13 protein-coding genes are annotated in these 13,753 nt (G+C 68.7%); all 13 read right to left on the bottom strand.

Features of this window, described 5'->3' with window-relative positions:
* Window positions 1-912, bottom strand: coding sequence for a hypothetical protein (locus J5F18_RS09990; RefSeq protein WP_346302086.1), 912 nt, complete (start codon window positions 910-912; stop codon window positions 1-3).
* A gap of 15 nt (window positions 913-927) precedes the next feature.
* Window positions 928-3,279 carry a phage tail protein gene (locus J5F18_RS09995; RefSeq protein WP_346302087.1) on the bottom strand — a complete coding sequence of 784 codons (2,352 nt, stop codon included), beginning with the start codon at window positions 3,277-3,279 and terminating at the stop codon, window positions 928-930.
* Window positions 3,280-3,288: 9 nt separating this feature from the next.
* Entirely contained in the window at window positions 3,289-5,493 is a 2,205-nt protein-coding gene (locus tag J5F18_RS10000) for a baseplate J/gp47 family protein (protein ID WP_346302088.1), read from the bottom strand.
* A 27-nt stretch (window positions 5,494-5,520) separates the two neighbouring features.
* A complete protein-coding gene (locus J5F18_RS10005; RefSeq protein WP_346302089.1) occupies window positions 5,521-5,907 on the bottom strand; it encodes a GPW/gp25 family protein in 387 nt (128 codons plus the stop codon).
* Between the two features lie 12 nt (window positions 5,908-5,919).
* Complete coding sequence (locus tag J5F18_RS10010; protein ID WP_346302090.1) at window positions 5,920-7,530, bottom strand: hypothetical protein; 1,611 nt, start codon at window positions 7,528-7,530, stop codon at window positions 5,920-5,922.
* A gap of 8 nt (window positions 7,531-7,538) precedes the next feature.
* Window positions 7,539-8,180, bottom strand: coding sequence for a phage baseplate assembly protein V (locus J5F18_RS10015; protein ID WP_346302091.1), 642 nt, complete (start codon window positions 8,178-8,180; stop codon window positions 7,539-7,541).
* Entirely contained in the window at window positions 8,177-9,229 is a 1,053-nt protein-coding gene (locus tag J5F18_RS10020) for a phage late control D family protein (protein WP_346302092.1), read from the bottom strand. The genes J5F18_RS10015 and J5F18_RS10020 overlap by 4 nt, the downstream gene beginning before the upstream one ends.
* 18 nt (window positions 9,230-9,247) lie before the next feature.
* On the bottom strand, window positions 9,248-9,415 hold the full coding sequence (locus tag J5F18_RS10025; RefSeq protein WP_346302093.1) for a hypothetical protein: 168 nt from the start codon (window positions 9,413-9,415) through the stop codon (window positions 9,248-9,250).
* A 21-nt stretch (window positions 9,416-9,436) separates the two neighbouring features.
* A complete protein-coding gene (locus J5F18_RS10030) occupies window positions 9,437-10,420 on the bottom strand; it encodes a hypothetical protein (RefSeq protein ID WP_346302094.1) in 984 nt (327 codons plus the stop codon).
* A gap of 1 nt (window position 10,421) precedes the next feature.
* Complete coding sequence (locus J5F18_RS10035) at window positions 10,422-10,934, bottom strand: phage tail protein (protein ID WP_346302095.1); 513 nt, start codon at window positions 10,932-10,934, stop codon at window positions 10,422-10,424.
* Window positions 10,927-12,432 carry a hypothetical protein gene (locus J5F18_RS10040; protein ID WP_346302096.1) on the bottom strand — a complete coding sequence of 502 codons (1,506 nt, stop codon included), beginning with the start codon at window positions 12,430-12,432 and terminating at the stop codon, window positions 10,927-10,929. Before J5F18_RS10040 ends, J5F18_RS10035 begins: the two co-directional genes overlap by 8 nt.
* 22 nt (window positions 12,433-12,454) lie before the next feature.
* Window positions 12,455-12,916, bottom strand: a complete 462-nt coding sequence (locus J5F18_RS10045) for a phage tail protein (protein ID WP_346302097.1) — start codon at window positions 12,914-12,916, stop codon at window positions 12,455-12,457.
* Window positions 12,917-12,947: 31 nt separating this feature from the next.
* On the bottom strand, window positions 12,948-13,753 hold an 806-nt coding region (locus J5F18_RS10050; RefSeq protein ID WP_346302098.1), incomplete at its 5' end, for a phage tail sheath subtilisin-like domain-containing protein.

The raw sequence follows: 13,753 nt of genomic DNA on the forward strand, positions 1-13,753 counted from the left end.
TCAGGGCTGGCGTGCGAGCCAGGCCAGCTGGCTCGCGCTCGTCAGGAACGGGCGTACCAGGTTGTTGATCGAGATGCGCTGCGGATTGACGACGATGTCGTCGATGTCGTCAGCTTCGAGGCTGATGCGCGCGAGCAGCAGGCGTGCTCCGTCCTCGAAGCGGGTGGCCAGTTCGCGCGGCGTCACCCCGCTGTCGTCGAGCGCATGCAGCAGTCGTGCGTGCATCCGGAGCTGCGCGGCGTGGACCTCGTTGCCGACCGCCGCGATCTGCGCATGCTCGGCTGCGGTCAGTTCCGGCGGCGTGTCGTCGATGTCCCCGCTGACCGGTGGATGGCCTCCCCACGGACGGTAACGGTCGTCGGTGTCGGCCGGCGGAAGCTCGGGGATCAGTTCGATCTGCACGCTGTCGGCGATGCGGCTGGGCTGGACCGCGTCGGTGCCGAGGTTGAGCTTGCGCGCGAGCACCGGCTGACGCGCGACCTGGCATTCGCGCTGGCGTACCGTGACCTTGAGCCACAGCCGGCCGCTTCCGGCGTCGTGGCCCTCGGCCAGCCTGGCCTGACTCTGCGCGGCGATCCATTCGCCCAGGTGCACGCAGTAGGGCTCGTGTACCAGCACCTCGCGGCCGAGACCGTCGATGCCGAGGCCGGGGCCGACGATCAGCCGTACGGTAATGTGGTCGTCCGGATTGGGGTGGCTTGCCGGCTCGGCCCGGACCGCCATCCCGGCCAGCGTCCCGAACCCGTGCAGCCAGTATTGGTGGCGGGTCAGCCGGCGGCGGTGATAGTGCTGCTCGTCGCGTACCGCTTCGAGCCCGAGCATCATGCCAGCCTCATAGGCGACACGCCGCAGCGGCTCGTCGAGGCTGGCGTCTTGTTCCAGCGTGGGAGAGTCGTCATTCATGCGGTCCATGGCCTGACTCCGGTTTCAACCTGCGCCGTGCGCGGCATTCAGATCTCGTGGGGAAAACGCGGCGGGGTTCGTCAACACCCCTTCGCGACCGAGCCGGGTATCGTCGATCACCACGCGGCGTGCGGCGGGAGCGTGTTCGACGTAGGTATCCATTGCCAGAAGCGGCGCGGTTCCGAGCACGAACGGGTGTTCGGTCTCGAAGAGGCGCCACTGCAGATGCGCCGGCATGTGCTGGCGCAGGACGGTCTCGACCGCCTCGCGCTGGGCTGTGCCGCGCCCGTGCAGCAGCACGCTGACCTGGTGGGCGTAGCGCTCGAAGAAGCGTTCGACGATCTCGACTTCCTCGCCTGCGGCCAGCTCGGGGGAGAACAGCGCGAGGAATTCTCGCGCATCGGCCTCCGACAGGATCAGGCTCTCTCCGACGATGCTGTTGCCGCTCATGCCGGTGCCGAGCGTGAGCGGGTGGTCGCGGTCGTCCATCGATACGCCGAGCACCGTCGCCAGCGTGCGGCGCAGGCGGAAGTTCTCCAGCACCACCACCTCGCCGCGCTGTATGCCTCCGTCGGTGGCGATGTCGAGCGCCAGATTGACCCCGCCCAGCGTGCCCTTCCATTGCTGGAGCAGGCCGATGTTGCGCAGCTGGCGGCGCTGGCGCGGCAGCGGCCAGTAGCCTGGGATCCGTTCGCCCAGCGTCGCGCCGAGCCAGGCGAGGTTGTCGGGCGGCGCTGCATTCGGATGGAGGAGCTGGTCGGCAGCGGCGACGCGCCCCTCGATCGGGGTGAGGACGCCTTCGAATGCGGCGAGCAGGCGTTCGCGCACGTCCGCGCCGTTGGCCGGGCCGGTGGCGTCGGGGGCAACATCGAATTCCTGGCGGAACAGTTCGGGCAGGTAGGCCTCCTGGTACGAGAAGCGCGGCGCATACACGCGCAGGGCATGGATCGCCGGGGTCTCGCGGCGGTTGCCGGCAAGGCGCAGTTGCAGCTGCAGGTAGCGTCCGGCGATGCGCCGCACCGGGCCATCGTTGCGCTGCAGCAGGATCTCGAACAGGCCGCTCTCGCCCGGCTTGTGCGCGGCGATGCCGGCGGCAAACGGCAGTTCCGACGGCAGCGGATTCCACACCGGGCGCGGTTGCAGGATCAGCGGGGTGCGGGTGCGCCGCGCGGGATCGTCGTAGGCGCGTACGGCGATCTGCAGGTGGCAGCCGGCGGGGATGCAGCCATCGACGTAGATGCGGTGCCAGATCGTATCCGGACGGCCGGAATCGAGCGGGCGCAGCATCAGCCCCGTCGCCGCGGTGTGGAAGGCCGGCCGACGCAATGGCTGGAGCAGGCGCGGGCGCGGTTCGACCGTGGGCAGCTCGTCATCCGCCTCGGCCTGGTAGCGCACCCGGCGGTCGGCGCTGGTGACGAAGCGAGGCACAGCGAGTGAAAGCATCGGGTGGCGTTCGCGGACCAGGCGCGCGAGGCCGCTGTCCTCGCCGGGGCGCTCGACCGGTTCGAGCACCGCGCAGTCGCGCTGCGCGAAATCAGCGTCGCCGGGATCGCGCGGCGCCAGCGCGGCGAGTCGGCGCGGCGCGAGCGCGGCGAGGTCGATCGCGAAGGGCGCGTCCGCATCGACGATGTAGTGCGCGAACGGCAGGTCCGAGCGCAACTGCGCCGGCCGTACGAGCACCGTCTGGGCCCCGCTGCCGGCGTGGCACAAGACGTAGAGCTGCGCCCCGTCGCCGCAGATCGCAAGCGCCGACAGGCCCGGCGGCAAGGCCTGTTGCCACCGCATGGCGAGCGGGTCGGGGTTGGGTTGGAGCGGCTCGAAGCGTTCCGGCTGCGCCTGATACGGCAGCGGAAGGGGTTGGCCACGGCAGCACATCAGGCTGCCGGCGGAGACGCACCACAGCGTGTCGTCGTCGCCGACCCACGCGCGCAGCGGCGCTTCGGGCAGTTCGCACATGCTCTGCCAGCGTCGTACGAGGTGGAAGACGAGCAGGCCGTGGGCATTTGCGTCGTCGCTCCACGGCATTGCGAGACGGCCGTCGCCGCCGAGCGCGAGATCGCGTAGCGTGCCGGTCGGCGCGATGACCGGATCGAATTCGCCGTCGCGCAGCTGTCGGAAGGCGTGGCCGGCGTTATATTCGACCCCGCTGCGGTCTGCGGACAGGCGGGCGAGTTGGCCGAAGGCATCGAGTGCAAGAGGGGTCGCAGCGGTCCACGCGGCGAGCGCGGCGGCCGGCGTCGGCGACGGGAGGCGCAAGGCCTGGTTCGGCGCGAGGGTCAGTGCGTCGCGCGACGGGTTCCACGTCATCCGGAAGGTGGCGTTGGAGAAATCCTCCGGTTCGCGCAGCAGGAAATAGTTCGAGCCGTTGACATCCATTGCCTCGCCTCAACACACGTCCGGAATCACGGGCACCGGCACCGCCGTGCCGCCGTCCCGGTCCGGGCCGTCGCCTTCCATCCGCCCGATGCCGCCCGGCAGGTGCGGCGTGTCGTCCGGGCCACCGCTCTCGACATGCACCCCGAGCACTTCCGGCAGCTGGTAGTTGAGCAAGGTAAGCGGCTCATTGGCGGGCAGCCGGCGCCAGCCCGACTCCGCACGTGTGAACAGCGCGAGTGCATTGACCGCGAGCACGCCGTCGACGCGGGCGGCCCGGGTCGCCAGTTCGTTCGCCCGCACGGCTGCGCCCAGCGGCCAGCCGGCGCCTGCCGCGCCGCCGGGAGCGAGCACCCATAGGTAATCGACCAGCGCCTGACGCACCGCTCGCAGGGTCTGCTGTTCGGTATCGATGTCGCGCACCTCGACGACCACGCCGAGTGCGAGCGGCACGAATTCGGGGCTCAGCACGTACAGTTCGGTGCCCAGCAGGCTGCGCGGTAGGAGATAATCGAAAACGTCCTTGAGCAGGCGCGCGGTGGGCTTGGGCGTCTCGCCCAGCAGCGGCGGCCCCGGTGGCAGCACGAAGACGCTGATCGCACCCGGCATGTCTTCGCGTACCGCGTTCAGGCTAGCCCCCGGGATGAAGCCGGGGAAAACCTCGGCGCGCGCGACCGGGGCGACCGGATTGGCCTCGACGATGCGCACGAAGTCTTCCAGGCTGACGGCACGGTTGCGATGCGTGAGGAAGGCCGGAATGCGTTGCTCTGCCTGCTCCACGGTCTCGGCGGCCATTCCGCCGCGCAGCGGCCATTCGTGGCGCACGCGATGGCGCGGGCTGCCGTCGACGATTTCGGCGATGCCGCCCGGCGGCAGATTGCCTTGCGCACCGCCGCCGAAGCGATAGGACTGGATACGGATGCGCCGTCCCTCGGCCGGCCGACGGCCGGCGACGATGCCGTCGCCGAAAAACACGTGACCGGCCTCGGCGTCGAGGCGATAGACGCGTGCATCGGGCGACTGCCCGGCGAGCAGGTCGACCTGCTGCCAGCGCACCCAGACGCCGTTTTCCTCGACTTCGAGGTAGAGTGAATCGGTGTCGATGTCGCGGTCCGGCAGCGCGAGTGACTGATTCGGCTGGCCGCTGCCGATGCCCACGATGAGGTCTTCGCGCAGCCCCTGGGCGATGACTTCGACGGCATTGATCGCAAGGTGGCCGAGTTCGAGATCGGGCTCTTCCGGGCAGCGCAGACGCAGCCAGAGCGCGACGCGCTGGCCATCCTGGGGGTCGGCCGTTTCGGGTGGGCCGTCGCCTACGCCGCCGAACATCGGGTCGGCGGCGACGAAGCCTTCGAACAGCGCGGGGTTGCGCGGCAGGCGCAGCCGCACGATGCCGGTCTCGCGCCCGCCGAAGGAGGAATCGGAGAGCACTTCCAGCGGCAGGTAGTTGGCGTGGCCGTCGCGGTCGCGGCTGATCAGTTCCCATACCAGGCCCCAGGATTTTTCGCGTTCCTGGCGAGTGATGACGTCCTCGTCGCCGGTGCGCTCATCGAACGGCGCGAGAGCGATGTTGAGGGTGATCCCGGCGAGGCGCGTCCGCACCCCGGTGAGATTGGCCTGCAACTGCGGCGAGGCCAGCAGCGCAAGGTAGTAGGCCTTGTCGAGGCTGTCGGCCAGGCTGAGGCGCTCGGCGCCCGGCTGCAGGGTGCGCGGGCGGAAGGGTTGCGGATTCTCGTCGCTGCGCAGGCCGAACTGTTCGCGCAGGTCGTGCAGGGTGATCCCCATTTCCTCGAGCGCGTGATCGTCGAGCGCGTACTTGATGACGAGTTCGAGCGTGAGGCTGGTGGGCTGCAGTTCGCCGATGACGGTCAGTCGCTGCGCGTCGCCGCCAGAGAGCTGGGCGCCCTCTCGCACCAGCGGCGTCAACGCCAGATGGGTCGGGCCGGCGTCGATGCAGACTACGCCGCGCGCCGGGCGCGCCGGGCGCAGCGGAATCTGCAGCAGGTTGAGGAACACGCGCCGCTGCCGCTCGGGGATCAGGTTGGCACGGTAGAGAATGGTCTCGGTGAGCCAGGCGAACAGATCGATGAAGGCATGCGCCGGATCCCCTGGGCTCAGCCGGGTCAGCTCCGGCAGCTGAGTGGCCAACCGTGCCCGCGCCTCCTCGACCAGGTCATCGAAGCGCCGGTCATCGAGATTGGGTATCGGTAGCGGCATGAGAGCTCCATCCCCTGTTGGTCCGCATCAGCGCCCCGCGCCGATCGACAGCTCGAGTTCGGAGGCGAGCGGGCTGTGGCGCAGGCGGTAGCGGATGCGGACATGCACCTCGGCGACGTTGCCGCGCGCGGGGCTCACCTCGACGTCTTCCACGACCACTCGCGGTTCATGGCGCGCGATCGCCTTGCGCACCACGCCGGCGATCAGGTTGCGCGTGGTCTCGTTATTGGGCTGATGCACGAAACCCGCCAGCCCGGCACCGAAATCCGGCCGCATCAGCCGCTCGCCCGGGCGGGTGAGGAGAATGTTGAGCAGCACCTCGCGTACGCTGCGCTCGTCCTGCGACCAGTCGTAGCGCCCGTCCGAGATGCCGCCGAGCGGCCAGCTGAGGATGCGGGGGAAGGGGGGGTGCATTGTCCCGGCCTTTCACTTGATCTTCGGTAACGGCAGGCAGATCCGCACCCACGGCAGCCAGAAGAACAGCAGGTTCAGCACGATCACCATGATCATCAGCAGGATCATCGCCACCAGCGTGATCACCGGCAGGCTGAACGAGCAGATCCATTGCAGTCCGAGGCCGCCGGAAGGTTTGGTTTCGGGCACGACGTCCTCGCTCGCGCCCTTTTTCAGGCGCAGCGCGTCCATCAGGTTGAAAGTGTCCGGCGGAGTCAGCATCGATGCGCCGCGCGCCAGCCCACTCTTGAGGTCGCGCAGCGACGGCATCTGGATCAGCGACGGGCGCGCGGCCTCCGGATCGAAGGGCGCGGCGACGCGGAACGCTATGCTGTGCGCGGTGTCGTCCGACCACTGGATGCGTTCGCAGCCGCGCTCGTCGGTGGTGCGCACGAAGGGCACGATGCGGTAGCGATCGTCCTCGCCCTGGGTGAACTTGGGCAGCGGAATCTCGCGTACTGTCTTGAGGGTCTGGTCGCGGTAGCGCTGACCCAGCAGTTCGCGCAGTTCCTCGGCGTCCGCGGGTTCGATCGAGAGGCTGCGCGTGATCGACGCGCTGCCGTCGATGGCCGGCAGCCAGCCGAGTGTGTGGCCGGCATCGAAGCGTTCTTCCTGCGTCGCGAGCCAGCCAACCAGCGGGTTGTCGTCGCGCGCGAAGCAGGCCTTGAGATAGCCGCCGAGACTGGAGGCCGATTGTGCTGTGAGCTCGCCTGCCGAGGTGCCGTACCACTTCCCGTCGAGTGGCTGCCAGTTCCAGCGTTCGAGCAGGGTCTGCAGCGGAGCGTTGTCCTCGATGCCGTGTTCCCCGACGTGGAAGCGCGTGACCAGAGTGCGCAGCAACTCGAACATCGCAGGCGTGGGTCGGCCGTCGGATATCGGTCGGCCCGCTTCATCGTTCCAGCCCCGGGCTCCGCCGCGGTAACCGAACGGCCACGGCAGCAGCGCGGCAACGGCCGATTCGGTGTTCGTCTGCGAGTCCGGATCGAACGGAGGTGGTTCGCCCCGGCGCAGGAAATACGAGCCGCCGAGCGGCACGAAGCCGAACAATAAGGTGTGGCTGCGACCTGTCTCGTCACGGGTGAACAGCACGTGCAGCGGATGCGTTTCCTCGCCGGTGTAGGAGGGGTCGTCACCATGCTTTCGCAGCACCCCGCTCGCGCGCAGGCGGCGGTGCAGGTCGGGGTCCCGTCCGGGGGACGTGGCGTGGTGCCAACCGACGGCCTCGCCGTCTTCGAGCATCCACGCCTGTTCGCCGGCCTTGACGAGGCGGCGGATCACGAAGCCGGCCGAGCGGACGCGTTGCGGGTCGAGTGCCGGCTGGCCGGGGCGGTCGCAGCTGACCTCACAGCAGAAGATGTGAAAGCTGCGGTGCACGGTCAGGCGCAGCACCGGTGCGTCGCCACCGCGGCGGTCCTCGTCGATCCAGTCGCCGAACTGTTCTTGGTCGAAGCGGCGGCGCTCGATGTCCTGGCGAAAATGGTTGACGAAATCCGCATCGAGGTAACGATAGAGGCCGGCATGCGCTGTGTCGGCGAACCACGGTGGGCCGAGCCGGATCGGATGGGTTTGGGTGACGGTGTTCATGGCGGCTCCTACCAGATGTTGCCGGCGCCTGGGGTGTAGGACGCGGACACGACGGCGTTGGTGATGACGGTGTCGGCCTGGACCACACCGCTGAATCTAGACATTGCGGCATCGACCTTGACCATCGGGGCGCTGACATTGACCGTGCCGCCGGCCTCGATGGTGAGCGTGCCGCTGCTGTGCACGGTGATGTCGGCGGGCGTGACGACGACGTTCTGGCCGCCGAGCTCCACCTCGACGCTCCCGCCGCCGCCATCGGAGAGTGTGACGCGGCCTCCGCCGGGCATGCGCAGTTCGAGCCGGGGGCCGTTGTCGTCGAACTCGACGACGGTGCCGGCCGGGGTGCGGATGACGTAGTTGCTCTCCTGCGGCTCGGCTTCCTGCGGCACGCTGTCGGCCCCTGACCAGATGCTGCCGATCACCACCGGCATGTCCGGCGAGACGAAGGCCACGACGGCGATCTCGTCGAGGCGTGGCACGAAGCTCGCGCCGTAGCCTGGGCCGGCCGAGGGGGCGACGACGCTTGCCCACAGCTCCATGTCGAGTGCGGACAGACGCAGCTTCACGCGACCGCGGCCGTCCGGGTCGCGGTTGTCGACGACCACGCCGAGCTGGAGGCAGTCGAAGGTGGCGGGGGCATGGCGGTTCATGTGCGCTCCCAGTCGGCGCGCTGTACGCGCAAATGGGTTTCGAAACCGGTGGTGTTGTCGAAGCGGTGCACGCAATGCACGACCTGATAGGTGCCGCGCAGACGCGGTGAGACGCCGTCCAGTTCGATCTCGCGTCCGCTGCGCAGGGTCGGTTCGCCGATGCAGTGGATGTCGCCGGATATGAAGCGCCGTGCCTGGCGACGGAAGTGGCCGGCGGCATAGGCCTCGGCCTCGCCGCTGCTGCGGGCAAAGGGCTGCGGCACGACTTCGTCACCCGGCCAGCCGAGTTCGCGAATCAGTTCGGCGGCGCTCTGGCCCTGCGGGGCGGGCTGCATCGTGTCCGAGCTGCGGTCGATGTCATCGGCCACTGCGGCGTTGTAGCCGCGCACGCGGACCGACGGATGCTGGTGGTTGAGATCCGCGATCAGTCGTACCCTGAGCGCGCTGTCCTGGGTATCGAGTTGCACCGGATGGGGGTCCGGCGCTTCGGCGCGGGCGCGCAGCACGCCGTCCTCCAGGCGCAGTGCGACGTCGAAGCGCGTGAGCAGGCGCAGCGCGAAGGCGAGATCGCTCTCGTTGTATTGGTGCCAGTTGCCGCTCACGCCGGACACATCGATGTCCGCCCGCAGGCCGGCGTCGGCCGCGATCGAGCGCAGCACCTGGTCCGGGCTCATGTCCTCGAAGGCTCGGCTGTGGCGCGAGCGGGCGAGACGGTGGAGGCGATCCTGCAGCAGCAGCACGAGCATCGGCGCGCCCTCTCCGTAGCGTTCCTCGATGGCGGTGACTTCGCCTTCTATCAGTCTCACAGGATCGCCGCCGGCGGCGATCGAGACGTCGATCGCATCGCCTGGCGAAAGCGCCGCGAGGACGAAGTCCGGGGCGCGTCCGCCCTCCGGCACGCCCCAGTTCGACAGCTGCAGTTCGGCATGCGCCGCACCGCTGAGCGGCAGATTGACGAGCATCGCGGCGAGCGCCTCACCGAGGTCGTCGCGGGCTTCGCCGGCAACGCGGATCTGCGGTCTGACGTTGGCGAAGGCGGCTAGAGTCATTTTTGCGAGCTCCGCACCTCAATCCACCCGCAGACGTGCTTCGCGCTCGGCAATCAGCGCGAGCGTGTCGGCCAGATCGAAGGTTTCCGGCGACAGTGGCATCTGCTGCGCGGGCGGGCTTGCGGAGGCATCGTGCGCCGCGGGGGTGTCGACCTCGGCAAGCACTTCATCGATGAATACCGGCATGGTGCTGTCCTCCTGCGCTGTCTAGTCGAAGCCGACGCCGGCGCGCGCCTTGGCCGCAGCCCCGACGCCTGCTGCAGCGCCCATTCCCGCTCCGGCGCCGACACCTGCCACGGCGCCGGCCGAAACGCCGAGCGGGGCGGGCTTGCGCGGATCGCCGAAGGCGCCCTGGATCCCGGTGCCGAGGCTGGCCGAGGCGCCGTAGCGGAAGGCCGGCGGGCTGGCGGAGACCGGAGCCGAGACCGAGGCCGAAGCGGATACGGATGCGGAAATCGAGGCGCCGATGCTTGCGCCGGCCGACACCTTGGGCTTGGCCATGGCCGAGGCGCCCGGCAGGCGCGGCGATTCGATGCCGTTGTAGAGCGCGTCATCGCGCCAGTTGCGCTGCTCCTCGCCGTCGCCGCCCGACGCGGGCAAGCCGTTGCCATCCCCGGCGGGGGCAAAATCCGGGGTGGCGCGATTGACCGCGTCCACCTCGTTGCTGCGGAACTGAAAGCGCGATTCGCTCAGTTTGAGCGCGACGGTCGCGCGCAAGGGCACGCCCTCGGGCGAAAAGAAGTCGAGCGTCTCGTCGAAACTCAGGATCATGCCGAGGAACTCGAACGCACCCCACTGGAACAGGCAGCGGCGCGGTGCGTCCATCTGCTCAGCGTCGCCCTCGACCGTCTTGACGAAGGTCTCGGCGATCCGGCGAGTGAGCTGGCGCACGTCCGAACCGGCGTCGAAGCTCCCGAGATTGGTGCCCCGGCCGTTCCGAGACTGTTCGCCACCGGCATCGGTGGCGGCATAGGTCGTGTCAAAGATCAGCTCGACGGTGAGCGTCGACGAACTCTTGTCGACGAACTGCGCCGCGCGCGAGCTGCCGGACTGTTCGTTTTCCTTGAGCGTGTTCGACAGCGCGACCTTGAGCGAAGCGGGGTTGAACTGGACCTCGAGCGCATCGTCGAGATCCGGCGTGTCGGCAGTGCCGCTTACCGGGATCAGCCTGGCGTGTTCGGGATGGATCATCTCAAGCTCCTCCTTCATCCGGTGCCGGCCGTTTCAGCTCGAGGCCTTCGTGCACCAGGTGCAACTCCTCGATGGCGACCTGGCTGGCGGTCGCCGACAGGTCGGGCCCCTTGAAGCGGGTCGGCAGCACGCCGTGCAGCTCCCAGCGCATCACGGCTTGCTCCTCGATCGACTGCACGCCGTGTTGGCCGGCCGCGACCGTGCTGCCCGGATTGCCGAGAACGAGGATTTCGCCCTCGAGGCGGTAGCCGTAGTTGGCCTGGCGGGTGGTGATGTCGAACCACTGCCACAGGTCGTCGACATGGGTTACGCCACGCTTGAGGATCAGCGGCGCGAAGCGGGTCGGACCACTGCGTTGCAGCTCGCCCCAGTTGCGCCCGCCCTCGGTGATGGCCCTGGGTTCCATCGTCAGTTCGAAGCCGGTCGCCTCGCTGAAGGCGCCGCTGCACAGCAGCTGGCTGCGGTCGCCGTTGTAGAGGCTGATGCGGAAGCGGAAGGGAATGAACTCAGACATGGCTCAGCTCCGCTTTCCAGTTGCCGTTGCGGTTGGCGAAGGTGAGGTGCAGACGGTCGATCGGAAACGCCGGCGCGATCTCGATCTCGAAGCCCGCCACTCCGGCGCCCGGTGCCAGCCGGGTAATGCGGAAGGCGTCTTCGGGCAGCGCGCCGCGCAGCGCGCCCTGGGCATGCAGGCGGCGCAGGAAGGCGTCGATCAGCAGGCGCGGGCGCGGATCGCCGGGATCGACGTCGAAGATCAGGTGCTCGCCGAGGAGCGTGAACTGGCGCCGCAGGAAGCCGATGAAGCGCATGATTTCGCCGGCGCGGAAACCCGCCCGCCGCGCGGGGTCACGTATCGCGTCAGCATCTTCGGCGGGCAGTGCGGGGACCACCAGCCGTTCGTCGTCGAGGCTCACCCGGCCGTTGCGCGAGAGCAGGATCCCGATGCCCGGGTCCTCGCGCAGGCCCGTGGTCTGCGCCAGCGACGGCGCCGGCCATGGCAGGCTGTCGGTGGTCATCGGTCGTGCCGCCATCGAATGCCACGGCCCGAACTGGCGCGCGGTCGCGGCCTGCAGGCCGGCCACCAGGCCGACCGGGCTGCGCAGACTGTAGCGCGGTCCGCGCAGATAGGGGAACAGGAACTGCATGTGGCGCAGCATCGCCACGCCGCGTCCGCTGCTGCGGGCGCGCAGCACCGCGAGGGCCTCCGGGTCGACCGCCGGGCTGCCGCGGTCGGCCTGGTAGGTGAGCGGCAGTGTGAACAAATACTGGATGTCCGGCCGGCGTTTTGCCAGCGGGCCGAGCAGGCGCGGCAGCAGTTGCGCGAAGGGCCAGGGCTCGGGCATGTCCGGGAGTTCGCTGGAATGGCGCCGCTCGCGGTGATCGTCGTCCAGGTTCCGGCTGCACGGGAGGAATTGCGGATCGGGATTCTCCAGCCGCACGCGTGCAATATCCGGCAGCCGCGGCGGTATCTGCAGGCGTTCGAGATCCGGCTGGGCAATCACCGATATCGACGCGATCGTCATCATCAGGTCGAGTCCGCGCAGGCTCTCTGGCGCGTGCAGCCGCGCGTCCGGCGAGGGCAGGAAGGCGTGCCGGGCATCGTCGGCCCCTTCCTCGCCGTGCTCTTCCACGGCCATCATCCACAGGCGCTCACCGCCATTGGCGAAGAAATCGTCCACGGCCTGGGCGAGCCATGCACGATCGCCGGCGAGCTCGCTCCGGTAGCGCGTCCGGGCGCTCGCGGCATCGGGGAAGAGGTCGTGGAACTCGGCGCTCGAGGAGAGCGGGATCGGCACGTCGTGAAGGCTTCCGCGTGCGTCTGCGAGCAGCTCGTCGACGATCCGCCCGAGGCCGGCCGCGCGCATGTCGTCGAGTGCCGCCTCCATCGCACGCAGGCGCTCCATCCGCATGCGACCGGGGCAGTGCCCGAGCATGGCGACCTCCAGCGCGGCTGCGCGCCGTTGGCGCGGACGCGGTGTCAGCACGACGCGGGATCCGAGCAGTGCATCCATCGGGGCCCTCCGGGCGGTTCGTTCAGCTCTGCTCGATATGTTCGACCGACAGCACCAGCTCTTCCATCGCCACGTCGCTGCCGCCCTTGGCGGTCAGCGTTGGCCCGGTCCACTTGGTCGGCATCGCACCGAACAGCTTCCAGGTGACGACCGCGGACTGACTGCTCGGGTCCTCGCTCATCAGCTTGATCTCGACGTTGCGCTTGGCGCTCACGTCGCCGGCGCGGATCTGGTCGAGCCAGTTGTAGAGGTTCTCCGCGCCGATCACACCGCGCTTGAGGGTGACGTCGCCGGTCTTGTGTATGCCGGGGACCTTGGTGACGTAGTTCGCCTTGGCGTTGCCGTTGCGGTATTCGGCCATTTCGATCTCGGCATCGAGGCCCGAGACTTCGGAGAAGCCGCCCTGTACCGCGCCTTCGCTGCCGTCCCCGAGGTTGACCAGGTAGTTGAAAACGCCATAGGGCGTGTCGCGAAATTCAGCCATGATGCGTGCTCCCCTGCTTCACAATGCGGCGTCAGGCATCGGCGGTTTTCTGGCCGATCCGGAAGATCACGAATTCGGCCGGCTTGAGCGCCGCCACGCCGATCTCGGCGACCAGACGGCCGTTGTCGAGATCGTTCTGGGACATCGTGCTGCGGTCGCAGCGCACGAAGAAGGCCTCCTTGCTACTGCCGAGCAGACGGCCGTTGAACCACTCGTTGTAGAGAAAATCCTCGATCGTGGTGCGTACGTTGGCCCACAGGCGCTCGCCGTTGGGCTCGAACACCACCCATTGGGTGGATTTGTCGATCGAGCGCTCGAGGTAGAGGAAGTAGCGGCGCACATTGACGTACTTCCATTCCGGATCGCTCGACAGCGTGCGCCCGCCCCACACGCGGTGGCCGCGGCCCGGGAAGGAGCGCAGGCAGTTGATGCCGCGCGGGTTGAGCAGCTCCTGCTGGAAATGGTTGATTTCCTGCGCGAAGCGCAGCGCGCCGATCACCGGCTCGTTGGCCGGTGCCTTGTGCACGCCGCGGCGCACGTCGGTGCCGGCATACACGCCGGCAATGAAGCCGGATGGCGGGACGTTGAGCGTGTCGCGGTGGCCGGTGGGGTCGGGAATGACGACCCACGGGTAGTACAGGGCGAGGCGCGTGTCGTCGAAGTTGTTGCGCAGGGCGATCACCTCGCTGATCGACATGCCTGCGCGGGCATCGACGATGCCGACCCGGTAGCGCATCCGGCGGCAATGCGCCTGCACGCGCACGACGATGGCCTGATGCTGATCGGCATCGGCGGCAGCGGCCGGCGTCATGACGATGGAGATGTCTTCGACATCCT

It is taken from the genome of Halomonas sp. BM-2019, from assembly GCF_017584085.1.

What these genes read in the sequence shown, in the direction of transcription:
- J5F18_RS09990 (WP_346302086.1), bottom strand. Translation starts at nt 912, where the DNA reads ATGGACCGCATGAATGACGACTCTCCCACGCTGGAACAAGACGCCAGC.
- J5F18_RS09995 (WP_346302087.1), bottom strand. Translation starts at nt 3,279, where the DNA reads ATGGATGTCAACGGCTCGAACTATTTCCTGCTGCGCGAACCGGAGGAT.
- J5F18_RS10000 (WP_346302088.1), bottom strand. Translation starts at nt 5,493, where the DNA reads ATGCCGCTACCGATACCCAATCTCGATGACCGGCGCTTCGATGACCTG.
- J5F18_RS10005 (WP_346302089.1), bottom strand. Translation starts at nt 5,907, where the DNA reads ATGCACCCCCCCTTCCCCCGCATCCTCAGCTGGCCGCTCGGCGGCATC.
- J5F18_RS10010 (WP_346302090.1), bottom strand. Translation starts at nt 7,530, where the DNA reads ATGAACACCGTCACCCAAACCCATCCGATCCGGCTCGGCCCACCGTGG.
- J5F18_RS10015 (WP_346302091.1), bottom strand. Translation starts at nt 8,180, where the DNA reads ATGAACCGCCATGCCCCCGCCACCTTCGACTGCCTCCAGCTCGGCGTG.
- J5F18_RS10020 (WP_346302092.1), bottom strand. Translation starts at nt 9,229, where the DNA reads ATGACTCTAGCCGCCTTCGCCAACGTCAGACCGCAGATCCGCGTTGCC.
- J5F18_RS10025 (WP_346302093.1), bottom strand. Translation starts at nt 9,415, where the DNA reads ATGCCGGTATTCATCGATGAAGTGCTTGCCGAGGTCGACACCCCCGCG.
- J5F18_RS10030 (WP_346302094.1), bottom strand. Translation starts at nt 10,420, where the DNA reads ATGATCCATCCCGAACACGCCAGGCTGATCCCGGTAAGCGGCACTGCC.
- J5F18_RS10035 (WP_346302095.1), bottom strand. Translation starts at nt 10,934, where the DNA reads ATGTCTGAGTTCATTCCCTTCCGCTTCCGCATCAGCCTCTACAACGGC.
- J5F18_RS10040 (WP_346302096.1), bottom strand. Translation starts at nt 12,432, where the DNA reads ATGGATGCACTGCTCGGATCCCGCGTCGTGCTGACACCGCGTCCGCGC.
- J5F18_RS10045 (WP_346302097.1), bottom strand. Translation starts at nt 12,916, where the DNA reads ATGGCTGAATTTCGCGACACGCCCTATGGCGTTTTCAACTACCTGGTC.